Origin of the sequence: Kurthia sp. FSL E2-0154 (assembly GCF_038003625.1) — a bacterium.
GTDB lineage: Bacteria > Bacillota > Bacilli > Bacillales_A > Planococcaceae > Kurthia > Kurthia gibsonii.
Map to the genome: position 1 here is coordinate 866,580 of NZ_JBBOPO010000001.1, position 24,889 is coordinate 891,468.

The 24,889-nt window shown below is 35.9% G+C and carries 19 protein-coding genes and 2 CRISPR repeat arrays; of the genes, 16 read left to right on the top strand and 3 right to left on the bottom strand.

Annotated elements, in window-relative coordinates; genetic code table 11:
* Positions 1 to 604 precede the first annotated feature (604 nt).
* The 3 genes from MHB75_RS04160 to msrA form a co-directional block, all read right to left on the bottom strand.
* Positions 605 to 1,381, bottom strand: coding sequence for an SH3 domain-containing protein (locus tag MHB75_RS04160; protein WP_340996043.1), 777 nt, complete (start codon positions 1,379 to 1,381; stop codon positions 605 to 607).
* A 151-nt stretch (positions 1,382 to 1,532) separates the two neighbouring features.
* Positions 1,533 to 2,438: an AEC family transporter gene (locus MHB75_RS04165; RefSeq protein ID WP_340996044.1), complete on the bottom strand. Its 906-nt coding sequence runs from the start codon at positions 2,436 to 2,438 to the stop codon at positions 1,533 to 1,535.
* A 64-nt stretch (positions 2,439 to 2,502) separates the two neighbouring features.
* The gene (msrA, locus tag MHB75_RS04170; RefSeq protein ID WP_285216270.1) at positions 2,503 to 3,048 is read right to left on the bottom strand and encodes a peptide-methionine (S)-S-oxide reductase MsrA; all 546 of its coding nucleotides are present in this window, start codon (positions 3,046 to 3,048) and stop codon (positions 2,503 to 2,505) included.
* A 124-nt stretch (positions 3,049 to 3,172) separates the two neighbouring features.
* Between msrA and MHB75_RS04175 the strand changes: the two genes are divergently transcribed.
* From MHB75_RS04175 to MHB75_RS04250, 16 genes are all read left to right on the top strand, one after another.
* Positions 3,173 to 4,117 carry an LCP family protein gene (locus tag MHB75_RS04175; RefSeq protein ID WP_340996046.1) on the top strand — a complete coding sequence of 315 codons (945 nt, stop codon included), beginning with the start codon at positions 3,173 to 3,175 and terminating at the stop codon, positions 4,115 to 4,117.
* Between the two features lie 50 nt (positions 4,118 to 4,167).
* On the top strand, positions 4,168 to 5,391 hold the full coding sequence (locus tag MHB75_RS04180) for an AI-2E family transporter (RefSeq protein WP_340996047.1): 1,224 nt from the start codon (positions 4,168 to 4,170) through the stop codon (positions 5,389 to 5,391).
* A 268-nt stretch (positions 5,392 to 5,659) separates the two neighbouring features.
* On the top strand, positions 5,660 to 6,694 hold the full coding sequence (gene argC / locus MHB75_RS04185) for an N-acetyl-gamma-glutamyl-phosphate reductase (protein ID WP_340996048.1): 1,035 nt from the start codon (positions 5,660 to 5,662) through the stop codon (positions 6,692 to 6,694).
* A gap of 14 nt (positions 6,695 to 6,708) precedes the next feature.
* A complete protein-coding gene (gene argJ / locus MHB75_RS04190) occupies positions 6,709 to 7,935 on the top strand; it encodes a bifunctional glutamate N-acetyltransferase/amino-acid acetyltransferase ArgJ (RefSeq protein WP_340996050.1) in 1,227 nt (408 codons plus the stop codon).
* Positions 7,898 to 8,677 carry an acetylglutamate kinase gene (gene argB, locus MHB75_RS04195; protein ID WP_340996052.1) on the top strand — a complete coding sequence of 260 codons (780 nt, stop codon included), beginning with the start codon at positions 7,898 to 7,900 and terminating at the stop codon, positions 8,675 to 8,677. Before argJ ends, argB begins: the two co-directional genes overlap by 38 nt.
* On the top strand, positions 8,674 to 9,807 hold the full coding sequence (locus tag MHB75_RS04200; RefSeq protein WP_340996054.1) for an acetylornithine transaminase: 1,134 nt from the start codon (positions 8,674 to 8,676) through the stop codon (positions 9,805 to 9,807). The genes argB and MHB75_RS04200 overlap by 4 nt, the downstream gene beginning before the upstream one ends.
* Before the next feature lie 210 nt (positions 9,808 to 10,017).
* Positions 10,018 to 10,449: a hypothetical protein gene (locus tag MHB75_RS04205; RefSeq protein ID WP_141273912.1), complete on the top strand. Its 432-nt coding sequence runs from the start codon at positions 10,018 to 10,020 to the stop codon at positions 10,447 to 10,449.
* A 13-nt stretch (positions 10,450 to 10,462) separates the two neighbouring features.
* Positions 10,463 to 10,774, top strand: coding sequence for a hypothetical protein (locus MHB75_RS04210; protein WP_068453792.1), 312 nt, complete (start codon positions 10,463 to 10,465; stop codon positions 10,772 to 10,774).
* Between the two features lie 282 nt (positions 10,775 to 11,056).
* Positions 11,057 to 11,358: direct repeats of the CRISPR family, unit length 37 nt; unit sequence AGTTTTAGATCAATGTAATTTTAGATAGTAGTAAAAC.
* Between the two features lie 335 nt (positions 11,359 to 11,693).
* A complete protein-coding gene (gene cas9, locus MHB75_RS04215) occupies positions 11,694 to 15,701 on the top strand; it encodes a type II CRISPR RNA-guided endonuclease Cas9 (protein WP_340996056.1) in 4,008 nt (1,335 codons plus the stop codon).
* Between the two features lie 9 nt (positions 15,702 to 15,710).
* Complete coding sequence (gene cas1, locus MHB75_RS04220; protein ID WP_340996057.1) at positions 15,711 to 16,598, top strand: type II CRISPR-associated endonuclease Cas1; 888 nt, start codon at positions 15,711 to 15,713, stop codon at positions 16,596 to 16,598.
* Positions 16,599 to 16,621: 23 nt separating this feature from the next.
* Positions 16,622 to 16,930, top strand: a complete 309-nt coding sequence (gene cas2, locus MHB75_RS04225; RefSeq protein ID WP_336663328.1) for a CRISPR-associated endonuclease Cas2 — start codon at positions 16,622 to 16,624, stop codon at positions 16,928 to 16,930.
* Positions 16,927 to 17,793 carry a hypothetical protein gene (locus MHB75_RS04230; protein ID WP_340996058.1) on the top strand — a complete coding sequence of 289 codons (867 nt, stop codon included), beginning with the start codon at positions 16,927 to 16,929 and terminating at the stop codon, positions 17,791 to 17,793. Before cas2 ends, MHB75_RS04230 begins: the two co-directional genes overlap by 4 nt.
* 301 nt (positions 17,794 to 18,094) lie before the next feature.
* A CRISPR array of direct repeats spans positions 18,095 to 19,383; the repeat unit is 36 nt; unit sequence GTTTTAGATCAATGTAATTTTAGATAGTAGTAAAAG.
* A gap of 334 nt (positions 19,384 to 19,717) precedes the next feature.
* Positions 19,718 to 19,870, top strand: a complete 153-nt coding sequence (locus MHB75_RS04235) for a hypothetical protein (RefSeq protein WP_340996060.1) — start codon at positions 19,718 to 19,720, stop codon at positions 19,868 to 19,870.
* Between the two features lie 123 nt (positions 19,871 to 19,993).
* Positions 19,994 to 21,517, top strand: a complete 1,524-nt coding sequence (locus tag MHB75_RS04240; protein ID WP_340996062.1) for a CoA-acylating methylmalonate-semialdehyde dehydrogenase — start codon at positions 19,994 to 19,996, stop codon at positions 21,515 to 21,517.
* A 123-nt stretch (positions 21,518 to 21,640) separates the two neighbouring features.
* Positions 21,641 to 23,200 (top strand): amidohydrolase, encoded by a 1,560-nt coding sequence (locus MHB75_RS04245; RefSeq protein ID WP_340996063.1) that lies wholly within the window; start codon positions 21,641 to 21,643, stop codon positions 23,198 to 23,200.
* Between the two features lie 135 nt (positions 23,201 to 23,335).
* Positions 23,336 to 24,880 carry a PucR family transcriptional regulator gene (locus MHB75_RS04250; RefSeq protein ID WP_340996065.1) on the top strand — a complete coding sequence of 515 codons (1,545 nt, stop codon included), beginning with the start codon at positions 23,336 to 23,338 and terminating at the stop codon, positions 24,878 to 24,880.
* Positions 24,881 to 24,889: the final 9 nt, after the last annotated feature.

Consider the following 24,889-nt stretch of genomic DNA (forward strand, 5'->3'; position numbering starts at 1 on the left):
CCATTGAAAGGGACAAAATCACGCGCGAAAGGGAATCATCGCCATTGAAAGGGACAAAATCACGCGCGAAAGGGAATCATATTGCATTGAAAGGGACAAAATCACGCGCGAAAGGGAATCATCGCCATTGAAAGGGACAAAATCACGCGCGAAAGGGAATCATCGCCATTGAAAGGGACAAAATCACGCGCGAAAGGGAAACGTCGCCATTGAAAGGGACAAAATCACGCGTGAAAGGGAATCATCGCCATTGAAAGGGACAAAATCACGCGTGAAAGGGAATCATCGCCATTGAAAGGGACAAAATCACGCGTGAAAGGGAATCATCGCCATTGAAAGGGACAAAATCACGCGTGAAAGGGAATCATATTGCATTGAAAGGGACAAAATCACGCGCGAAAGGGAATCATATTGCGTTGAAAGGGACAAAATCACGCGTGAAAGGGAATCATCGCCATTGAAAGGGACAAAATCACGCGCGAAAGGGAAACGTCGCCATTGAAAGGGACAAAATCACGCGCGAAAGGGAATCGCTGCCATTGAAAGAAACAGATCCACCTGATAAAAAAACAAGGAAGCCTTAAAGGGCTTCCTTGCTTTGCTTTTATTTTGTTAATTGGATAAACGTTTTACCTCGGTCTTTTGTTTGGATTAGTCCTTTATTTGGTGCGTAGTAGTAGGTCATTTTGCCATTTTGGGTCACAACGACATTTTTAAATGTGCCAGCTTTTGTTTTAGCAGTGGCTTTTGTTTGCGTAATTTTTGTTTTTTGACCAAGTTCGCCAGACCAGATTAAATTCTTTTTAATTGGGTATTTGATAGAAAGGGATAAATATCCATCTTCTATATCACCTGTATAAAGCCCTTTGCTTGTATCATATTCTGTAATCCCGAACTGTGTTGGTGAAGATTTATAGAACCAGAAGTTTGTAACTGCTGGACTCGGTTTGTAGGTTTTTAAGAAAGAAGCGGTAAATGTACGCGCATAAATCGAACCTGCATTCATTGGTACGTCGTAGCGATATTTTTTAGAAATATCTCGCGCGTAATGTGTGCCTGTTTTAGAAGAAACTTTTTTCAACGCAGATGTTTTTACATAGGCATATTGGAATTGATAACGAATTTTTGAGAATCCGTTCTTCGTTTGTCCTGTAACAATGACAGCACTATTCTTCGGTAGTTTCACATATTTTTTTGAATTAGCAGAAGGTTTACTGAAAATATGAACGGTTTTATTCGGTTGAACTTCTCTGAATTGTTCAACGGAAACCGTTTTATAGGTGCTCTTGGCTTGAGAAAAGGTAGGTGTTAACGTCAAAATACTAAATGCGACAGCAGTAATTGTGATGAATGTACCTGTTTTTTTCAATGAATAAGACATGATGAAGACCTCCTCTTTTCCACCTACAAGGATGAAACGTTATGTATAGGTTGGATATTAAGCTACGTATTCCCTAAAAAATCAGAAATAAACGGTTTTTTAATAAAAAAACCTCACGTATCTATTAGACGAAGCGTGAGGGTAAAAAGTTTTAAACTCCTAAGAAAAATAACACAATCGGAATACTGATGATACTCAGTAATGTTGTCACTAATGTTGTGAACGAAACGAGATCAGGCTTTGTATTAAATTGTAGTGCAAGCATTGTCGTATTTGCGGCAGCTGGCATCGCAGCTTGTAAAATTAAAACCGATTTTACAAGTGGAGGTAAAGGCATAAAATAAAGAATAGCTGCTGCAATAAGTGGTGAAGCGATAATACGAATGATTGTTGTTGCACCCATTGCTACATAATTGACACGTTTTCTTGAAATCACAGCTAACTGCATCCCTAAAATAAGCATGACCACAGGAATGGAAGCATCTGCGATTAAGTCAACAGCATTCATGACAGATTGATGTACTGGTACATGAATTAGTTGTAAAACTAAACCGATGACAGCACCCCATAAAACGGGCATTTTCAACGCTTTTTTAAAGGATGCGTTTAAGCTTGGGGAGTCGTCACTACCCACAGAAGCAATAAAGATACCAAGTGTATTCATAAAAAGGGAGTGAATAACCATAATAATGACAGCAATATGAAAGCCTTCGTCACCAAATGCAAATAATGCAACAGGCGCTCCGTAGTTACCACTATTCATGAAGACAGCTCCAAGCATGACAGCAGATGTTTCTGAACGGTCACTATGTAAGAGGCGTGTAACAAGGAATGTTACGATGAACAGTAGAACACACAATAAAATCGCAAACGAAAAAATATACATGTAATCGATATTAATCGGTGTCATATAAAATGTTCGGAACGCTAATACGGGTGACATGACGTAAAGTGTTAAAGTGGAGATGTTTTTAATATTAAAATGGAGAATACGTTGACCAATAAAACCTGTTAAAAATACGAGTAGCACAGGTAATATAACAAGAAATAAATCCATAAAGTCACTTCTTTCTACCAAAAAAACAATGAAATAAAATGAGAACCTTTTTTATACAATAACGTCACATAGACGTATCTTCATCCCAATGTGATGAAATGAATTCATCGCGCCCAGATTGCGCACGGTCTTCTTTATATTCTTTTGGATTCTTTTTATAAAAGTCTTGGTGATAATCCTCTGCGATGTAAAATGTCTCAGCTGGTACAATTGGTGTAACAATCGGCTTTTTAAATTTACCAGACTTAGCCAATACTTCTTTTGATTGTTCAGCAAGTACACGCTGTTCTTCATTATGATAAAAAATCATTGCACGATAATTTGAACCGCGGTCTTGGAATTGACCTTCGTCGTCAGTTGGATCAATTTGTTGCCAAAACAATTCCAAAAGTTGTTCATAGCGAAATTGTGTAGGGTCATAAATGATTTCAACCACTTCTGTATGACCTGTTTCACCTGTTTTAACTTGTTCATATGTTGGATTTTCAATAGTCCCACCCATATAACCAGATATAACAGATTCGATTCCATCCCACTCGATGAATGGTTTAACCATACACCAGAAACAGCCACCGGCGAATGTTGCTTTTTGTAATGATTGATTGGACATAAAAGACCTCCTAAAAGAAAGATGTAAAATATTTTTTTAATATAATAACTACTCAAAAAACTGTAGAGAGCATGTTACTATTATAAAGAAGAAAACGATGAGACGAAAGGAGAATTTAAACGATATGGCACAAACACGAAAAAGAAGAAAAAAAGGTAAATTACGTAAAGGAAGAATCTTTTTTACAGTATTATTTTTACTTGCAATCATCGGTGGCGTTTATTTTTACCTACAATATAAATCTGGAGAACAATTGGCTGTTGGAGAAGAAGCTCCTGAAAAAGCAACGTTGGAATTTAATGGTGATCCACAAAGTAATAAGGATATTGAGAATATTCTATTAGTCGGTGTTGATTCACGTGGTGAAAAACAATCACGTTCCGATACAATGATGTTAGCTTCATGGAATAAAGCAACAAATGACGTCAAATTAGTTTCATTCATGCGCGATATTTATGCGGATATTCCAGGTTATAAAAGTTATAAATTAAATACAGCTTATTATTTAGATGGAGCTGATTTATTGAAAGCGACATTGAAACAAATGTTTGATGTAGAAATTAATCACGTAGCGGTGGTCGATTTTAAAAACTTTGAAAAAGTAGTAGATGTTGCTGCTCCGAATGGGGTAGAAGTAACTGTACCACATGACATGTCAAAAAATATTGGTGTCAAATTGAAAAAAGGAACACAACGTCTAAATGGTAAAGAACTACTTGGATTCGCACGTTTCCGTTATGATGCACAAGGCGACTTTGGACGTGTTGAACGTCAACAACAAGCAATTGAAGCATTGAAAAAAGAAGTTCTTCAAGTTGAAAATGTGAAAAACTATCCAAAATTACTTGGTGTTGTGCAAGGATCTATCCAGTCAGATTTAACGAAGGGTGATCAGTTGAAGATGCTATTAGGTGCTGTAAAAGGCGGCGATGTAAAAATCGAGAAATTAACAATTCCTGTTGAAAATAGTTATACATTTGCGAATGTACCCGGTTCAGGATCAGTCATCCAAATCAATTTAGAACAAAATATCCAAGCACTGGATAAATTCTTACGCTTTAACCAATAAAAGGTGTATACTGAGAACAATAGAGAAATAGAAAGAGTTGGAGGTGTGCTATGGAACCGAATAAAAGAGATTTTTTTAACACACGGTTTATTCAGTTTTTAGGCGGTAAAAATTTGCTTTTTGGATTAGTCACATTAATTTTAATGGGAATTGCTTTGTATCTTTACACAAAGGTCTCATTCATTTTTGAACCAATCATCGTATTCGTCCATACAGTACTGCTACCTGTTGTATTAGCAGTGATTGCCTTCTATTTACTACGACCAGTCTTAAAATTATTAATGAAGTGGCGTATTCATCGCGTATGGGCAATTCTCATCATTTATGTTGCACTCGCAGGGTTGATTACATTGCTTGTGACGCTTGTTGTACCATTTTTACGCGAGCAATTTATGAATCTAATTACAGAATTCCCTCAATATTTTGTTCAGTTCTTAGATACCATTCAAAAATTTGTTGAAAGTTCGAAAGTTGCAGCAATACTTGATAAGTATGACCTGCGGCTTGACCAAGCGATTAATAATACAACAAAAGAAATTAGTGATTATGTAAAAGATGGAGCCGGTCAGTTAGGTAAAGGACTTGCGACAAGTATCACAGGTTTTTTAACGACATTAACAGGCATTGTATTAGCACTTGTAACTGTTCCATTCATTTTATTCTACTTATTAAAAGACGGTGAAAAATTACCACGTGCTTTTATGAAATTATTACCACCATCTTTACGTGGCGGTACAGAGCATGTATTAAAAAATGCGGATCACCAAATTAGTAGCTACATTCAAGGACAAATTATCGTGTCCTTCTGTATAGGTACGATGGTGACGATTGGTTTCTTAATTATCGGACTTGATTATGCTGTACCACTTGGTTTTTTAGCTATGATTACATCTGTCGTACCTTATCTAGGACCTATCATAGCCATTACCCCCGCAGCCATTATTGCGATTGTAACGGCACCTGTCATGCTATTAAAATTAGCAGTAGTTTGGACGATAGTGCAGTTAATTGAAGGGAAGTTCATCTCACCACAAGTAATGGGTAAATCATTACATGTGCATCCGATTACAATCATTTTCGTTCTGTTAACAGCTGGTTCATTATATGGTGTACCAGGAGTTGTGCTCGGTATTCCAGGATATGCTGTGTTAAAAGTAGTTGTATCGCATTTATGGAACCTGTTTAAAAAGCGTTTTAATAAATTCCATGATGATCACGAACAATATGAAGTGATGGAATGGAAAGATGAGCAAGACGAACAACCGAAATCATAAATAGAGACATTGAGTGAATAAAGATACATGGAAATGTATGTTTTAAATCGCTCAATGTTTTTTTATGCACGAATAAAAGAAGCAATTTAACGAATACAAGCTCATTTATAAAGAAAGAGAGGATATAAATTGCGTGAGAACCTCTTTTGTAAAATAAAATGCTGAATTAAAACGGAATTTTCTAAAATTTTCAAAATAAATAAAAATACATTTGACATTATAAATATACATTTATATAATATGAATATCATATGAAAGAGGTGATTCGATGAAAGTGGGCATCATTGGTGCAACAGGTTATGGAGGATTAGAACTCGTTCGGCTACTAAGCAGTCATCCAGCAGTCCAAGAGATTCAATTATTTACTTCTTCAGAAGAAGGGATATCATTCTCAGCAAAATACCCGCACTTAACAACATTATATGATCAGCCGCTTGAAGCGATTACGAAAGAAGCCATAGCACAATTAGATGTGGTCTTTCTTGGAACGCCTTCTGGCATATCGGGTCAATTAATTCCGGAAATCTATCATGAGCAAACAGTCTTTATCGATTTATCAGGAGATTTGCGATTAAAGAATATTGAAAATTATGAAAATTGGTATGGTAAAAAAGCTGCCCCACAAGATTTAGTCAATCAAAGCGTTTATGGTTTATGTGGTTGGAATGATGCAGCAATTAAAGAAGCACAAGTGATTGCGAATCCGGGGTGTTATCCGACAGCGACGTTACTTTCTATTCTACCTTTATTGCAAAAGGGGTTAGTAAAGCATCACAATATTATTATTGATGCGAAAAGTGGTGTATCTGGTTCAGGTAATAAGCCATCACAAATGACGCACTTTACAGAAACAACCGAAGCTACAACGATTTATAAAATTAATCAGCATCAACACATTCCAGAAATTGAGCAAGCGATTGAATTATTTACAGGAAAAGTTGAGCCGATTACCTTTTCAACGCATCTTGTTCCAATGATTCGAGGCATTATTACGACGAGCTATTTACAAGTTGAATCAGGGGTAACGGAAGAACAGTTATATAGGGCGTATGAAGATGTATATGCAGATGATCCATTCATTCGAATCGTACCAAGTGTACAAAAGTTAAGTACGAATCAAGTGCGTGGAACGAATTACTGCGATATGACGATTAATTTAGATGCGCGAACAAATCGCTTAACCGTTGTTGCGGTGATTGATAATTTAGTGAAGGGTGCAGCAGGACAAGCAATTCAAAACATGAATAAAATAATGGGATATGAAGAACAGGCAGGACTAAAACAAGTACCGCTGTTCATCTAAAAGGAGAGCATAGTATGGCACAAATCATCGAACCAGCAAAAAGATTAACAAGTGAAAGTATTATTGCACCAAAGGGGTTTAGTGCAGCAGGTATTCATTGTGGACTAAAGCATAAAAAGAAAGATTTAGGCATGATTGTAAGTGAAGTACCAGCGAGTGTAGCAGGTGTATTTACAACGAATGCGATTAAAGCAGCACCGCTTGTATTGACGAAAGAAACAGTCTATACGAATGAAAAGATGCAGGCAATCATCATTAATTCAGGTAATGCCAATGCATGTACAGGTACACAAGGTATAGCAGATGCACTACAAATGCAGCAACTGACAGCAGAGAAGTTGGGGATTTCACCGCAACTTGTAGGTGTAGCTTCAACAGGTGTTATCGGTGAAATTATGAAGATGGACAAAGTAGTAGCAGGCATTGATATGATTCAACCAGGACATACACTTGAAAATGCGATTGACTTTGCACAATCGATTTTAACAACAGATACGGTTATGAAAAATACAGCGTATGCAGTCGAGATTGATGGACAAGAAGTCATCATTGCAGGTGTTGCAAAAGGTTCAGGTATGATTGAGCCGAATATGGCGACAATGCTTGGTTTTATTACGACAGATGCGAATATCGAACAAAAAGAGTTACAAGCATTATTAAAGAAAACAACGGATACGACATTTAATGCGATTACAGTAGATGGTGATACATCAACGAATGATACGGTTCTTGTATTAGCTAACGGTTTAGCTCAAAATAACCCATTAACACCAGAACATCCACAATGGTCGATTTTTGAAGATGTTTTTGTCAAAGTAGCAGAAGATTTATCAAAAATGATTGCACAGGACGGAGAAGGTGCGACGAAGCTAATTGAAGTAAAAGTTGAAGGTGCAATTACGGATGAAGAAGCACGTAAAATTGCGAAAACAGTTGTTGGATCACCACTTGTAAAAACAGCCGTATTCGGTTGTGATGCGAACTGGGGACGTGTTATTTGTGCCATTGGCTATAGCGGCTGCACAATTGATCCGACAGATATTCTAATCAAAATCGGTGATACAACGGTTGTTGAAAAGGGAGAACCGATTCCTTTCTCTGAAACAGAATTAACAGCGTACTTAAAAAATCATGAAGTGAAAATTTATGCGAACTTACATCAAGGAGATGGTGTAGGAAAAGCATGGGGATGTGACTTAACCTATGACTATGTCCAAATCAATGCCACATACAGATCGTAAAAAAAGAATGGTCATCAAATTAGGTGGAAGTATGTTAGAAGGTTTGAATGAAACATTCTTTCAACACTTAAAAGAAGTGCAACAAACATATGATGTCATTATCGTTCATGGCGGTGGTCCAGCGATTAATGAGGCACTTGCGCAGGCAAATATAGCCACACATAAAATTGACGGTATTCGTGTAACAGATGAACAAGCCGTTCATCTCGTAGCAAATACACTCATTGGTGAAGTGAATCCAATGCTAGTTGGTCAACTCAATCAAGCAGGTATCAAAGCGATTGGATTGAATGGTCAAGATGCGAAGTTATTACGGTGCCATTATTTAAATAAAGAAGTATTTGGCTATGTAGGGGAGATTGATACAGTCAATATGGCAATATTAGAGCAGTTACAAGCGCTTAACATCCTACCTGTCGTTGCATGTATTGGTGCGACAAATATAGGGCAACTTCTCAATATTAATGGAGATACTGTAGCTTGTGATGTAGCACTTGCCAATCAAGCTGATGAACTATTATTTGTGACAGATGTAGAGGGCATTCGTATTGAAGATGCATCGATTCAGCAGACGACTGCACAGCAAATTCAGGGGTGGATTACGACGGGGGCAATTTACGGCGGCATGATTCCAAAAGTAGAAGCGGCGATGACATGTGTCGATGCAGGAATTCCAGCAGTGAAAATCGTTGGTGCAACGCTACAAGGAACGACTATTTTAAAAGAGAAGGTGACACAATGAGTGCTTTATTTCAAAACTATCATCGAAGACCTGTTCATCTTGTGGAAGGTAAAGGGACGTACGTATGGGATGACCAACAAAAACGCTATTTAGATTTTACTAGCGGTATTGCCGTCTTGACGTTGGGGCATTGTCCTGAGGAATTAGTTCAAGCGATGAAAGCGCAAAGTGAAAAATTGTGGCATACATCAAATTTATATACAAGTCATGCACAAGAAAAGTTAGCGCATGATCTTGTGAAAGATACACACCTTGCTCACGCTTTCTTCTGTAACTCAGGAACAGAAGCGAATGAAGCCGCAATCAAATTGGTACGTAAACATACGAAAAAACATAAGATGATTACATTTGAACAGTCTTTTCATGGACGTACTTTTGCGGCGATGAGCGCAACTGGACAAGCAAAGGTTCATAGTGATTTTGGACCGATTGTTGATACATTTGAATATGTACCATTTAATGATGTGGCAGCACTTGAAGCAGCAGTAGACGATGAAACCGCCGCAATCATGTTAGAAGTCGTACAAGGAGAAGGCGGTGTACACGTTGTCACGCCTGAATTTGCCGAAGCGATTCAACATATTTGCGACGAAAAAGGGATCTTACTCGTAGTCGATGAAGTACAGACTGGTATTGCGCGTTCAGGTACACGCTATGCTTTTGAACAGACAGCTTTAAAACCACATATTGTCACACTCGCAAAAGGACTTGGTGGTGGGTTCCCAATCGGCGCTATGCTTGGGACAGCGGAATTATTCGATACATTCAATGCGGGTACACATGGTTCGACATTCGGTGGAAATCCGATGGCGATGGCAATCGCACAAACCATTGTAGATGTAACATTCAATGATCCATTCTTAGAAAAAGTGAAAGCATCTTCTACCTATTTTAAAGAACAACTCGCGATTCACTTACCAGAAGTAGAAGTACGTGGTATGGGATTACTACTTGGAATGGAATTAACACAACCGATTCCAGAAGTTGTTGCGGCATGTGAAGAAAAAGGTTTACTCGTTGTCGGAGCAGGTGCGACTACACTAAGGCTCTTACCACCACTAAATGTAAGCCAACAAGAAATTGATGAAGCAGTGCAGATTTTAAAACAAGTAATGCTTGTAAATGTCTAATTAATATACGTGAATTAATGTGTTCAGAGAATCACCATTCACGCTGTATACCTCTTAAATATCTGTGATTTGTCATAGACGGTGCGGAACAGGGACCAAACCGTCTGTGAAAATCACACCTAATTCACTTCCTAATAAAACTAGGGAGATTTTTTTATGTATATATTTACCTTTTTATATGTTAAAATGGAAGAAAGTGGGGGTGTTAGAGTGACGGTACATACAATCGAGGGGAAAATAGAACAACTTCAGATGGAAAAAACATATATTTACCTACAAACAAAGGATTTCATTATGCATCTACCGATTACAACAGAAGTCATAGATTGGGAAGCAGGTGACACTATTTCGCTACATAAAATACCTGCTCAAAGTTATTTTCGCCTCTATCGTTTATATGGACAATATGTATTATTCATTTCTGAAAAATCGACTTTTTATGGACTATATGAAGGAATCTATGATGAGGTGACATCGTGTATTAGCGACGTTTGTATGATTCGTCATAGCGCACAGACGAAAAAATACGGCGCACGTCTAACGGACGGAGCGTATGTCATTGCACTTTGTAAAATCACGACACGCAGTATTCCACCGCAGTCGACACCAACTGCCTTATTCGTATTCCGAAAAAACACATAGGAGCGTGAACAACATGAAAGCAAATCGTACGGTTTTAACGATTGTCGGTATCATTGTATTAGCTGTAATAGGTTGGGGCGTTTATATGATGAATGAAGTCGTTGTTGCTGAAGAACGTATTGAACTATCAGACAAGAACATCATTAAAAAAGATAACCATCAATACATTCAAATCGAGAGAAAAGACTATGAACTTACAGACTCACTCGCGAAAAATATCGATTCTACAACAGAACGCGAATACGTAGTAAGCTACCGCTACAACAAGCTATTCAAAAACAGCGGCGAAATGACATCAATTCGTAAATACGGTCTACAGAATTAGAAGGTTTATAGATTTAAAAAGTGAATACGCCTCAATGCCTATTCCATGAATAGTTAAAAAATACATTTGATTGAAAAAATAGTTAATAAATGTTTAAAAAAGGCAGGGTAATTGGAAAACCTTTATAAACGAGAAAAAGTTGTTAGTTGCTTTAAATAGAAAATAGCCTTTTCTTGTGAAATGTTGATTTATCAAGCTTTCCTGTGTGTTAAACAAAGCTACTAAATAAAAATACATGTTGAAAATCTTAGATTTTAAGGAGAAAACAGCTGGAAATTTTGAGGTTTTAGATCAATGTAATTTTAGATAGTAGTAAAACTGAGTGCAATGTTAGGGTGGCGACAAATTGAGTTTTAGATCAATGTAATTTTAGATAGTAGTAAAACTTATAATTGTAAATTCTTATGTAATGTTAAGTTTTAGATCAATGTAATTTTAGATAGTAGTAAAACTAATTACTATATGAATGATAACGATGAATAGTTTTAGATCAATGTAATTTTAGATAGTAGTAAAACATTGAATTATCGAATGAAAGAATTGTTTGGGTTTTAGATCAATGTAATGTTACATAGTAGTAAAGTGAGTATATCGACAGAGATACGTCGCCGAGCATTTGAATATATTCAAAGACAGTGTGTCCTTTTAAAAGGACATGCTGTTTTTTTTATTTTGAACATAAAAAAACCACCATATCGAGATATGGTGGCGAAGACTCCTGAGGTCAGCATATACGCTTTAAGCTTATTTTAACGTATCAATGTAATGTTACATAGTAGTAACACTTATAAATTTACAGTATTATACATCTAAAGTCAACAATAAATTTCTTTTATGTAAAAAATAAGAAGTTTGACTTTAGTTCTTTTTCCATATAATATTAATGGTAATATTTACAAAAAAGAGAGGAATGAACTAGATGAAGCGAGATTATACGATTGGTTTAGATATTGGTACAGCAAGTATTGGTTTTGTCGCAGTCGATTCAAAACAACAAATTTTACAATATAATAATCGTTATGCTTTTGGGACACATGAATTTTCGACAGCTGAAACAGCTGAAACGACTAGATTAAAAAGAGGAACCAGAAGACGATACAATCGTCGAAAAAAGCGAATCCAGCTAACACAACAATTATTTGCAGATGCCATGAAAGAACATGATTTTTTTACCGAGAAAGCCTCTAAACATTTTTGGCGAAATACAAATGATTTTGAGAATCGTACATTATCGGAAGTGTTAACGAAGTTGCGTATAAAGCAAAATACATACCCTACCATTTATCACTTACGTCAATCATTAATTGAATCAAAAAAGAAAGTTGATTTGCATTTAGTCTATTTAGCTATACATAATTTAGTGAAGTATCGTGGACATTTTTTACAAACTGGTGAGTGGACATCGGCATCTTCAACACAGCCGATTTCATCACAATTAGAGGAGTTATTCGATTATTATAATGTGACATTCTATAATCAGCTATTGGATTTAGAAAATGTAGATTATCGAGCATTAGAAGAAAAATTAGTGAATATTAATTTATCAAAACAACAACGTATTGATGAAGCAAATGAGATTCTAGGCACAAAAAAACTAGAATTTTTGAAATTGTTAGTAGGTTTAAAAACAAATTTAGATAAATTATTTCCATATTCAACCGATTTGGAATTGAAGAAGAAAAAGTCAATTCAATTGTCGAAGCAAGAAGTTACAGATATTGAAGAAACTTTAGTAGATGAAGAAGCTGAATTATTCGAATTCTTACTACCTATTTACCAGTCCATTCAACTATTTGATTTATTGAAAGGACAATCTTATGTAGCAGCAGCTAAAGTTAAAGAATACTATCAATTTGGAAAAGACTTAGATGACTTACAATCTGTATTTAATAACTACTTAGATGAAACGGCTTATCGGACATTCTTTTTAACATCTAAACATAATAAGCGTTTATATGAAGTACAACCAAATAAGGCCAATCTTGAAAAACTATCTATCTTTGATCGTTTCTTATTACATGAGAAGTATGAAGAAGAATTTCATAAGCAATTGAAGAAGTATTTACAGACAGCCAAGCAGCAAGTAGCAGGAACAGTTGATGAACAAAAAATCGACTTGTTGTTAAAACGAATCGGTGATCATGATTTCTTGAAAAAACTAAAATCAAAACAAAATGCTGCAATTCCGCATCAAAATAGTTTGTATGAAGCAAAGCAGATTTTACGTAATCAGCAAGCATACTACCCATTTATTACAGAGGAATTCATTCAAAAAGTAAAACAAATTATTGCATTCCGTATTCCATACTATATTGGACCTTTAAGTAAAAATGATGCGTCACGTTTTGGTTGGGTTAGTCGAACGAACCTAAATGAATCAATTACGCCTTTTAATTTTGAACAGATTGTTAATAAGAGTGAATCGGCAGAGCGGTTTATTCGTAGAATGACGAATAAATGTACGTATTTACCAGAGGAAGATGTATTACCTAAATGTTCCCTTTTATATGAGGAGTACGAAGTAAGAAACGAATTGAATGTTATTCAAATACGTACAAGTACAGATCAAAAAAATAGTAAGTTTCGATTTTCTATTGAAGAAATCGACTGGATTATTGAGCATGTCTTTAAAAAGATGAAAACTGTTAAAACAAAACGTTTGGTAGAAGAATTGAAAAAAAGCCCATTTGACCGTTTTAAAACAGATGCACCTCTACAAATATATGGAACACAAAAAGAAGATCAGTTTGCGACGAGTTTAGCAATGTATATCGACTTAGAAAAGATTTTCGGTGGAATTCTGGAAGAACATGAACATATGTACGAGCAAATCATTGAATGGTTAACTATTTTTGAAGAACGTTCTATCTTTGAATTGAAAATGAAGGAACAATATCCTGAAATAACACATGAGCAAATTGAACGTTTAAGTCGTTTGAAACCAACTGGTTGGGGAAGATTTTCACGAAAACTATTAGTTGGATTACCGATTACCGATTTAAAAACGGGTGAAATTACATGTGTAATGGATATGTTAAGAACGCAAACAGTTAACTTCATGGAACTTATGCGCTTGACGGATTTAAAAGAAAAAGTAGAGAAGTTGCAAAAGAAGCGTCATATGACAAAGAAAATTAGTGTAGCTGATATTCAAGAGCTACCTGGATCTCCTGCCTTGAAAAGAGGAATATGGCATGCCATTAAAATTGTTGAGGAATTAACAAGTATTTTCGGTGAACCAGCACATATTGTATTAGAAGTTGCGAGGTCTGATGAGGAGAAAAAGCGTTCAACTTCACGTCAACAACTCTTAAAAGAGTATGAGCAAATTGCCAAACAGTTAAAAGACCAAGAGATTCAATCGTTTTTAAAAAATCATCTAAAATCAGATGATAAAAATTTACAGAATGAACGTTTTTGGTTATATCTAACGCAACAAGGGCGTTGTATGTATAGTAACGAACCACTTGATATTCAATCATTGTCTTCTTATCATATCGATCATATTTTGCCACAAAATTTTGTGAAAGATAATAGTATCGCAAATAAAGCGCTCGTAAAAGAACGATATAATCATGAAAAGGGTGGCAATCAAACACCACTTCAAATCATTAAAGCAGAAAAACGAAATGAGATGTTAGCATTTTGGGCACGATTGAAAAAGATTGGCATGATTTCGCCTAAGAAGTATGAGTCTCTTTGTAAAGCGAAATTTACAGATGAAGATAAAGAAGGTTTTATCGCACGTCAGTTAGTCGAAACAAGACAAATTATTAAAAATATTAATCTACTATTGGAAGAACGTTTTGAAACAACGACAATCCATGCAATCAAAGCAGGAATGGTTTCTAAGTTTAGACAAGCGATTGATTTACCAAAAGTGCGCGAAGTAAACAATAAACATCATGCAATGGATGCTTTATATGCTGCTACATTTGTACAAATGATTATCGAAGCATATGGAGAAAACTTCTTTGAGTTTACGTTTGAAAAACAAGCATTACGCGATAAATGGAGTAGGGCAGCACAAACGAATAAAGAATTCTTCTTATTTGAGCAGATGAAAGAAAAAGAGCTGTTAAGCCCTTTAAATCAGAAAAAAGTAAGTGCACATGTTTACTATCGAGAGGTATTTGATGAGGTTCCGTGGAATACTACGAAACAAAAGCGTTATGGCGAAAAAATGTTCTTTAATGAAACAATTGAATCACCCAAAATATCCACTGCTAAATATGAGTCTGGAAAAAATAATATTGGTGTACATCAATCGATTAAAAAACGCTGTTCATGGGTGATTTCGTTCGAAGAAATTTCAAAAACAGGTAAGACGAAGAAAATAGTAGGTATAGTTGATGTACCAACTATCTTTTACGCACAGGCAAAAGAACGACAATTAACAAAGCAAGAAATGGTTGAAGCTTTAGTGAAACAAAACGCTAAAAAGCCAACTCAAAATGTAAAATTTTTATATGAATTGCAAAATTATCATAAGGTATTAGAAAACGGCCATCCATATTATTTCATGTCTTCATCTGAAAGACATGTAGGAAAGCAATTTATTGTATCAAGTAAGCTTTTGAAAAGTTTGCAGCAACATATTTCATACGTTACTGAAAATCAAGAGAAATGGATTACACAAGCAAAAATACTATTAAATCAAGTGAAAGAACAATTTGTAACACAGTATCCATACTTTGGAGAAAAGATGTTTATGAAAATTGAAAAAGAAATTGAAAATGTATCAAATGTTGATGATTTTAAAAAATTAATTAATGAAATTTATAAAAGCGCGCAAAACTCTGGAACACGTTCAGATGTATTAGATAGTCGCTTAAAAAATAAATTCAATACCGCGACATTACAAATAATTGAAGAATCGATTACAGGGTTACTCTACAAGAAGCCTAAAAAAGTAGTCGCTTTATAAGGAGAAACTATGAGCTGGCGAACCGTTATTTTATCGACAGAATCAAAAGTTAGTTTACGCATGAATCATTTAGTAGTATCGGGTGAAAAGGTAAGCACCATTCCATTAGAAGAAATCAATGTACTATTAATTGAAAACCCGAATATTGTGTTAACAGGACATATTTTAAATGCTCTAACAGATAAGCAAATCACCACGATTTTATGTGATCAAAGACATTACCCAACAACTGTTATTCAGCGTGTATTCGGTCATCACAGACAAACAAAAAAGATAAAAGAACAATTCAGCTGGTCACTTGCGAAAAAAGATTTTCTCTGGGGAGAAATGATTAAACAAAAAATTAAAAATCAACAAAAGCTTTTAGACTATTTCGATTTACCAAATGCGGATTTCTTTACGACGTATATAAACGAAGTAGTACCAGGCGATTCAACTAATCGAGAGGGTGTAGCTGCAAAAACCTACTTCCTCTCATTATTTGGTAGCCAGTTCACGCGCTCTGAAGATGATATTCAGAATTGGGCGTTGAACTATGGCTATGCCATACTTCATTCATTATTCTCGCGTCATATTGTCGGAAAGGGGTTATTAACAGAAATCGGTATACATCACTCAAATGAATATAATGCACATAATCTATCAAGTGATTTTATGGAATTATTCCGTCCACTTGTCGACTTCTTTGTCTATCAATATATTCGTGGAGACATATTTGAAAAAGCCGAACGCAGAAAAATAATCAAGATGTTAGAAGTGAAAGTCTGGATTCGAGATGGTCACTATTATCTTGATCAGTGTGTTCAAATATATTTAGATAAAATGATTTTATATTTAAATACAGGTGACGAAAAAGAATTAGTTTTCCCGAATTTTGATTTTAGCCAATATTACTAGGAGTTGAGAGGGTGCATCGAATTATGAGAATGATTATATTTTTTGATTTACCAGTAGAGACCGCCATTCAAAAGAGACATTACCGTCAATTCAGGAAATATTTAATCGAAAGTGGTTATTTTATGATGCAATATTCAGTGTACTCGAAGATTATTTTAAATCCTCAATCCATGCAATATCATCGTGCCAAGTTATTAAAACAGTTGCCACCACACGGATTAGTAGAGGCACTCGTTGTAACGGAAAAGCAATATGCGAACATTGAAACATTAGTAGGAAATACAATTGAGCGAGATGAAAATCATTCGACGAATCGAACAATGGATTTATGAAAATATATACAAACCAGATCGACCCAATTGTTTTACAAGAATCTAAAGTAAATGTGGCATCTTTTGAATCGAGTGAGATGCAGCGAGAATTTCGAGAGTTATTACTTTTCTTTTCAATTGGGAAGAAGAAGGAACATCCCTATTTAATTTTTGAGCAAGAAAAAGAATTAACAAATCGAACAATGAATATTCTATTTTTAAATGGTGGAGACTTAAACTATTTAGAATCTAAAGACTATGTAAAGCTGATCCAAAACATGTTATTTGAACAGTTCAAAACAATCCCTGCTTTAACAGAAAAATGGATGCACTTTGAAAAGACATGTCAAATTCAATTAGAAAATTTATCACATCATTTTTCGGATTTTTATATTGATCTTGAATTTAAAGATGTTGTAATAGATCAAATATGGAAAATGTTAGAGCTTCACATTGTCAATGATGAGACGGAAACGATGACAATTTTAGATTTTCGGAAATTACAAATTGAAAGTTGGAAAAAAATAATTAATCAAGATTTACCAACAGTCATCATTTATCAATTTCCAGAAGCAGATGTAACCATACAAGAAATGAATCAACTAATGACTCTTTTAAATGATATAGGATTAACAATTCTATGCATTTCAAACAGCTATCAATTAATTGAGAATACTTCAAAAGACAGCTTGTTTTTAATAAAAGAGCGTGGCAGTTTATATAATGTGGAGCAGTTAGAAAGAGAGCTAGAAAGTTTCGAATTTAACACGACAAGTATAACCAATGAAAGATTAGCATCTGCCTTAGCATTTCATGATTTTACAAATCAAACAATGTTACTAGACAGCAGATGGAAAAAATTCTTAGATTCAAGTAAATATTAGTAGTTATAGATTAGAATAAAATGGTAGTATATAGAAAAGTGAATACGCCTCAATGCCTATTCCATGCATAGTTAAAAAATACATTCGATTGAAAAAATAGTTAATAAATGTTTAAAAAAGGCAGGATAATTGGAAACCGTTTATAAACGAGAAAAAGTTGTTAGTTGCTTTAAATAGACAATAGCCTTTTCTTGTGGGATGTTGATTTATCAAGCTTTCCTGTGTGTTAAACAAAACTACTAAATGAAAATACATGTAGAAAACCTTAGATTTCAAGGAGAAAACAGCTGGGAATTTTGAGGTTTTAGATCAATGTAATTTTAGATAGTAGTAAAAGGGAAAAATCAGCAAAAGCAGTAGCAGCCGGTTTTAGATCAATGTAATTTTAGATAGTAGTAAAAGTGCAGCCTTTGTGGATGTGTTAATGGAAAGGTTTTAGATCAATGTAATTTTAGATAGTAGTAAAAGATACTATACTTAGTTGTGGCTGTTGCGAAGGTTTTAGATCAATGTAATTTTAGATAGTAGTAAAAGATAAATCGCGTTGTCCCGTTAAAAATGTCTGTTTTAGATCAATGTAATTTTAGATAGTAGTAAAAGAATTGACAGAATACGTGAAAAAATATAAGCGTTTTAGATCAATGTAATTTTAGATAGTAGTAAAAGATTACTACTTATTGAACGGCCACTTCGCAAGTTTTAGATCAATGTAATTTTAGATAGTAGTAAAAGTATGGCGCAGAGATTGTTGATATTGACGATGTTTTAGATCAATGTAATTTTAGATAGTAGTAAAAGGAGCATGGGAATAAGTCAGGAAGAAGCATTGTTTTAGATCAATGTAATTTTAGATAGTAGTAAAAGTACTCGCTTAACTTATGTAGGTAGACGTACGTTTTAGATCAATGTAATTTTAGATAGTAGTAAAAGTATTTGGTTTTAAGTAGTAGTCAATAGCTGGTTTTAGATCAATGTAATTTTAGATAGTAGTAAAAGTACATCGTAAGCATACGTTTCTGCACCTGCGTTTTAGATCAATGTAATTTTAGATAGTAGTAAAAGGACACTACGATTGTGGGCAGGTGCGTTTGCGTTTTAGATCAATGTAATTTTAGATAGTAGTAAAAGTTATACGCTGATAAACGTAATACTGTGACTGTTTTAGATCAATGTAATTTTAGATAGTAGTAAAAGGATGTGCTGACCGTTTTAGACACTTCTTTAGTTTTAGATCAATGTAATTTTAGATAGTAGTAAAAGTAAAGGTTCAGATAATCCACTTATGGACACGTTTTAGATCAATGTAATTTTAGATAGTAGTAAAAGATCGCATTGTACAACTTGATTTTACTTGCAGTTTTAGATCAATGTAATTTTAGATAGTAGTAAAAGGGTTTTGTATCGATTGGCGTAACACAAAGTGTTTTAGATCAATGTAATTTTAGATAGTAGTAAAAGTACATCGTAAGCATACGTTTCTGCACCTGCGTTTTAGATCAATGTAATTTTAGATAGTAGTAAAAGGACACTACGATTGTGGGCAGGTGCGTTTGCGTTTTAGATCAATGTAATTTTAGATAGTAGTAAAACAAAGGTGGCGTTCGTAAACGTGGCGCTAGTGTTTTAGATCAATATAATCTCCGTCTATTTCCTATCAAATTTAGAGATAGTGATTTCGGAGGAGAAATCAAAAATCTGTGCCAACATCGGCGCAGATTTTTTTAGTTGGCAGAATGTCTACAGGAAGCATTCATCCTTGGTGTGTTACAATATTTAATGAAGTGAACTTCTAAAAACAATTGAAAAGAGTAAGGTACAGATGAAATTAAAAGGTTTCATAAACATCATGATTGTGATGTGGGTTGTCCTCAATTTAAAAGATATGCAGTAGGATAATCCACATATTTTTACGAAGATTGTTGTGATGGTAGCCGTTTTATGGCTATTAGGTCATGATTTTTTACGATTTGAACAACAGCAAAAACATGAGAAAATCGGACGTACGGTCTTCCTAGGTGTTTTGATTGGCTACCTTTTTTACGAACTCGAAGGCTATATACTTACATACTTCTTTTGAACACTTTACACTTTGTCTAATTCTCGCTTTTGAATCATTACGCATCGTGCAATTTTTCTGTATCTATTATATGGTAAATTATGTGTAAGTAAAAGATTACTAGCAGATGAAGGGGTGTTTTAGATGACAGTAGAACAAAAAGTACAGCAGTTACATCATTATGTGAATGGTGAAAAAGTAGCAGGTAAGAGCGGTGATTATTCATCGGTTTACAATCCGTCTAAAGGTGAAGAAATTGCGCGTGTACCGCTGGCGACTCGTGTAGAAGTACGCGAAGCGATTGCGACAGCGAAAGCAGCTTTCAAAGGGTGGCGTAATACGTCAGTTGGTAAGCGTGTTGAAATTCTCCATCGTTTCCGTCAATTACTTGTAGAACATGAACAGGAATTAACAGAGCTGATTTGTACGGAGAGTGGGAAAACACGTGAAGATGCAAAAGGGGAAATCACACGTGGTTTAGAGTCAGTAGATATGGCGATTGCTGCACCGCAAATGTTAAAAGGAGAATACTCTGTTAACGTGGGTGGTCAGATTAATGCCTTTTCTCGTAAAGATGCACTCGGTGTTGTTGGAACGATTGCACCCTTCAACTTTCCAATTATGGTGCCGCTTGCGATTACAAGTATGGCTGTCGCGGTAGGAAATGCGGTCATTTTAAAGCCATCTGAAAAAGTGCCCATGTCGGCATTATTCCTATGTGAGCTATGGGAAAAAGCTGGTCTACCAAAAGGTATATGGACGGTAATTAATGGTGGTAAAGAAGCAGTAGATGAGCTACTTGAGAACAAAGATGTACAGGCCATCTCATTCGTTGGCTCAACACCAATTGCAGAGTATATTTATGCAACAGGTACAAAACATGGTAAACGTGTGGCAGCATTCGGTGGCGGTAAAAACTTTATGGTCATCATGCCAGATGCGGATTTAGACCAAACAGCGAATGCGTTCTTAGGTGCTGCATATGGTGCTGCTTCGCAGCGTTGTATGGCGATTTCAGGTGCTATTCCAGTCGGTGAAGACACTGCGAATCGTTTTGTGGCGATTTTAAAAGAAAAAATCTCACAACTAAAAGTCGGCGATTATCAAGAAGTCGGCATTGATTTCGGGCCTGTTATCACACAGCAATCAAAAGATGTTGTCATCGAATCAATCGAGCGTGCCATTTCAGAAGGCGCAGAAGTTGTGGTTGATGGACGTGATTGGGATATTGTAAAAGAATCAAAAGGATTCTTCGTAGGTCCAACATTACTTGATCATGTACAGCCAGGCATGCATGCATACGAACAAGAAGTCTTCGGTCCTGTTCGAATCGTGACACGCGTCTCAACATTACAAGAAGCAATCGATTTAATTAATGCACATGAACTAGGAAATGGTGTAACGATCTTCACGAATAATGGTGGCGCAGCTCGTCACTTTGAAGATGAGATTGATGTAGGTATGGTCGGTGTCAACGTACCGATTCCAATTCCTGTTGGTTATCATAACTTTGGTGGCTTTAAACGCTCAAAATTCGGTGAAGGGCATATGTTTGGTCCAGATCAAGCGCGCTTCTTTACAAAAACAAAAACCATTTCTGAAAAATGGCTAACAGCGGATGAGCATGCGACAACAGCGTTCTCATTCCCAAGTAACCAAGATGCGTAAATAAATGATTGAGAGAAGTAGGTGTTCGTACCTGCTTCTCTTTTTTTCGAACAGAATTACTTTCTTTTTAATCGTTAAAAAGAGATAATAGAGAGAATAAATGGAAAAAGGGGTGATGTGTACGTGAAAAAAGTTTGGATCAACGGCACAATTTACACAATGGAATCAGAAGGCGATACGATAGAGGCGGTTTTAACAGAAAATGGGCGCATTATAGCATGCGGCTCTACCGAAGATTTAAAAAAAGAAGCGGATGAAATCATTGATTTACAAGGGGCAGTGATGTATCCCGGCTTCGTTGATAGTCATTTACATATGATTGGCGTAGGACTACAGTTAATGCGACTCGACTTATCGTCCGTCCAATCAAAAGAAGAAATGTTATATTTACTCACGATTGCAAGCCAAAATATACCGGAAGATAGTTGGCTCATTGCGGAAGGTTTCAACGAAAATCAATTTTTAGACCCGACGATTCCGACATTACAAGAACTCGATGCAATTCGTCAAGGACCGATTGCAATTAGTCGTATATGTCGTCATGTCTATTTAGGAAATACAGCTGCATTACGCGCCGCTAATCTAGAAAATTACACAGATTCAGATAAGGGGTCTGTCGGACGCGATGAACAAGGGAATTTAACAGGGCTTGTCTATGAAGCGGCAGCAGAACAATTGCGTGATGCTCAAATTCAAGAGGGTGAGCAATATGTGAATGAATTAAAAAAAGCTTTGAATGTCGCAATGGATACAATGTTATCAAAAGGATTAACAGCAGGTCATACCGAAGATTTCGCTTATTATGGACCTTACCAAGAACCGTATCGTGCGTACCGCGAAGTTTTAGCTGAACGACAAGATTTTCGCTGTCATCTACTTATGCACTACTATGTATTTGAAGAAATGATGGAAGCGAATCTTACGTTTGATGAACCATTTATGGAACGCGGTGCAATGAAAATTTTTGCGGACGGTTCATTTGGCGGTTCAACAGCGGCACTGGTTGAAGATTATGCAGATCAATCGGGATGGAAGGGAACACTCATTCAAACAGATGAGGAGATGGCGAAATTATTCCAGCTCGCACGAAAATATGACGCGCCCATTGCGGTTCATGTCATTGGTGACGCCGCAGCAGAGCAAGTCGTAACGATGATGGAACGTTACCCAGCGGCTGAAGGTGTGTGCGATCGATTGATTCATGCGTGTTTAGTGAATGAAGATTTATTAAAGCGCATCGCAAAACTGCCTGTTGCAGTCGACGTTCAACCGACATTTGTGACATCAGATTTTCCTTGGGTAGCCGATCGACTTGGTGAGGCACGTTTACCATATGCTTATGCATGGAAGTCATTACTTGAACATGGAATCCCATGTGCAGGAAGCAGTGATGGACCGATAGAGAGAATCGACCCGCTACTTGGAATTGAAGCGGCTGTCACACGTAAAAAAGACGGTGTTGTATATGGTGTAGAACAATGCATCAGTCGTTTTGAAGCGATTCAAATGTATACACGTGGCGGCGCAGAAATTATTGGGAAGTCACATGAGCGTGGAATGATTAAAGAAGGATTTGTAGCTGATTTTAGTGTGTTTGACCGAGATTTATTTCAAGGAACGATTTCAGAAGCGCAAGCAGTCATGACGGTTGTCGATGGACGCATTGCTTATCAACAAGGTTGATTATACAAAAAGTTTAGGTGTATGAATGCCTAAACTTTTTTATTTGAAAAATCTAAATTTTAAGAAATAAATCAAAAAAGTTATAGAATTCCGACAAAACTACATTATAATAGATAGCATAAAAGAGGTGAAAATGTGCAAAATTTACAATTACAATTAGCAGATATTTTACAATACGAGCAATTTCAATCGGCAGAATGTATGACGGGAAATATCAATCGACTTGTGAAGTGGGTACATATTATTGAAAATTCAGCTGTAGGTCATCTCATGAAAGAACATGAACTCATTTTAACAACAGGAATGGGGATTCATAAAGATGTCGATACATTTGAACGTTTTTTAGATGAACTCATCGCCAAAAACTGTGCAGGGCTATGCATTGAATATGGTCGTTACGTTCAGTCAATTCCAACAACCATTCTACAAAAAGCGAAAAAACATCAATTTCCGATTGTTGTTTTTCATGAAGAGGTGTCTTTTAGTGATATTACACAAGAAGTACATCGCCAAATCATCAGTCATCAGTACCAATTAATTGAGCGACTGGAAGCCTATACACATACATTGAGTAAGGCATCGCTCACATCGAATCGACCAGAAGCATTACTTGAAGTATTAGTCGAGGCAATTGGTGGACAGTGCATTTTACAACTAACAGATGAAAAAGCGGTCTATTATCCAAAATGTGATGCAGCGAAAAAAGCGCGTCTTGAAAAAGAAGCGCCTTTAATAAAGGAGATTTTATTATTATCCCAGCAATACGGTCAATTGAAATGGTATGGATTACATAGTGGAAGTGAGTCTTTGTTTTTAGAGAGAACTGCACTATTTATCGCACAAATTATTTTAAGGAAGCTGTATTCAATTGAGAAAGAAACGGTAGCACAGCAACTTTGGAAACAGGATTGGCTTGAAGGACGATTATCGAAGTCGGAAATTTTGCAGCATCTTGAAAAAGAACATGAACGTATTCGTATAAAGCAGATGACCGTTTTGTATGTGAATGTAGCAAATGGTCAGCTGGAAGGACAAGAAGGCTTTGATGATGTGTACTTTACATTATATGCCCGCAATGTTTTTGAAAAACGTGGCTTTACAATCTGTACAACGAATCATCAGGAGCATTATTATATGATTATTTTTAATCAGCGCGATGAAGCTTCAATGATGACGCGGTTACGGGAGGCTGTGTTAAAGATTAAAAAGATTTTCAAAACAGACACCGTTACACGCATTGCGACAGGTAAAACAGTTGAATCAGTGGAAGATGTACCGACTGCATATGAAACTGCCAGAACAACGATGCATATTCGAAAAGTATTGCAGACGACAGATTGTTTGTATGAAGATGTGTTATTAGGGCATATGATTTTAAATTTACAACAAACAATGGATGTAGAGCAGGTGATGACGCAATATCTCGGACCATTAATTGCCTATGATGAAAAACATTCATCGGAGTTAATCCCAACATTGCGCGCTTATTTAGCAACGAATTGCTCCAAACAGGAAACAGCTCAAAAATTATATATTGTGCGTCAAACATTATATCATCGTTTGAAAAAAATAGAAGAATTAATCGGAATGGATTCGAGTGAACCACATCATCGTATGATGTTTGAGATGATGCTATACGTAAAAGAGTTTATAGAAAAATCTTCGAAAATTCATGAATAAGCTAACTTA

Bases quoted from the DNA above. Each gene is read 5' to 3' on its own strand.
- MHB75_RS04160 (WP_340996043.1), bottom strand. From the start codon at position 1,381: ATGTCTTATTCATTGAAAAAAACAGGTACATTCATCACAATTACTGCT.
- MHB75_RS04165 (WP_340996044.1), bottom strand. From the start codon at position 2,438: ATGGATTTATTTCTTGTTATATTACCTGTGCTACTCGTATTTTTAACA.
- msrA (WP_285216270.1), bottom strand. From the start codon at position 3,048: ATGTCCAATCAATCATTACAAAAAGCAACATTCGCCGGTGGCTGTTTC.
- MHB75_RS04175 (WP_340996046.1), top strand. From the start codon at position 3,173: ATGGCACAAACACGAAAAAGAAGAAAAAAAGGTAAATTACGTAAAGGA.
- MHB75_RS04180 (WP_340996047.1), top strand. From the start codon at position 4,168: ATGGAACCGAATAAAAGAGATTTTTTTAACACACGGTTTATTCAGTTT.
- argC (WP_340996048.1), top strand. From the start codon at position 5,660: ATGAAAGTGGGCATCATTGGTGCAACAGGTTATGGAGGATTAGAACTC.
- argJ (WP_340996050.1), top strand. From the start codon at position 6,709: ATGGCACAAATCATCGAACCAGCAAAAAGATTAACAAGTGAAAGTATT.
- argB (WP_340996052.1), top strand. From the start codon at position 7,898: ATGACTATGTCCAAATCAATGCCACATACAGATCGTAAAAAAAGAATG.
- MHB75_RS04200 (WP_340996054.1), top strand. From the start codon at position 8,674: ATGAGTGCTTTATTTCAAAACTATCATCGAAGACCTGTTCATCTTGTG.
- MHB75_RS04210 (WP_068453792.1), top strand. From the start codon at position 10,463: ATGAAAGCAAATCGTACGGTTTTAACGATTGTCGGTATCATTGTATTA.
- cas9 (WP_340996056.1), top strand. From the start codon at position 11,694: ATGAAGCGAGATTATACGATTGGTTTAGATATTGGTACAGCAAGTATT.
- cas1 (WP_340996057.1), top strand. From the start codon at position 15,711: ATGAGCTGGCGAACCGTTATTTTATCGACAGAATCAAAAGTTAGTTTA.
- cas2 (WP_336663328.1), top strand. From the start codon at position 16,622: ATGAGAATGATTATATTTTTTGATTTACCAGTAGAGACCGCCATTCAA.
- MHB75_RS04230 (WP_340996058.1), top strand. From the start codon at position 16,927: ATGAAAATATATACAAACCAGATCGACCCAATTGTTTTACAAGAATCT.
- MHB75_RS04235 (WP_340996060.1), top strand. From the start codon at position 19,718: ATGGTAGCCGTTTTATGGCTATTAGGTCATGATTTTTTACGATTTGAA.
- MHB75_RS04240 (WP_340996062.1), top strand. From the start codon at position 19,994: ATGACAGTAGAACAAAAAGTACAGCAGTTACATCATTATGTGAATGGT.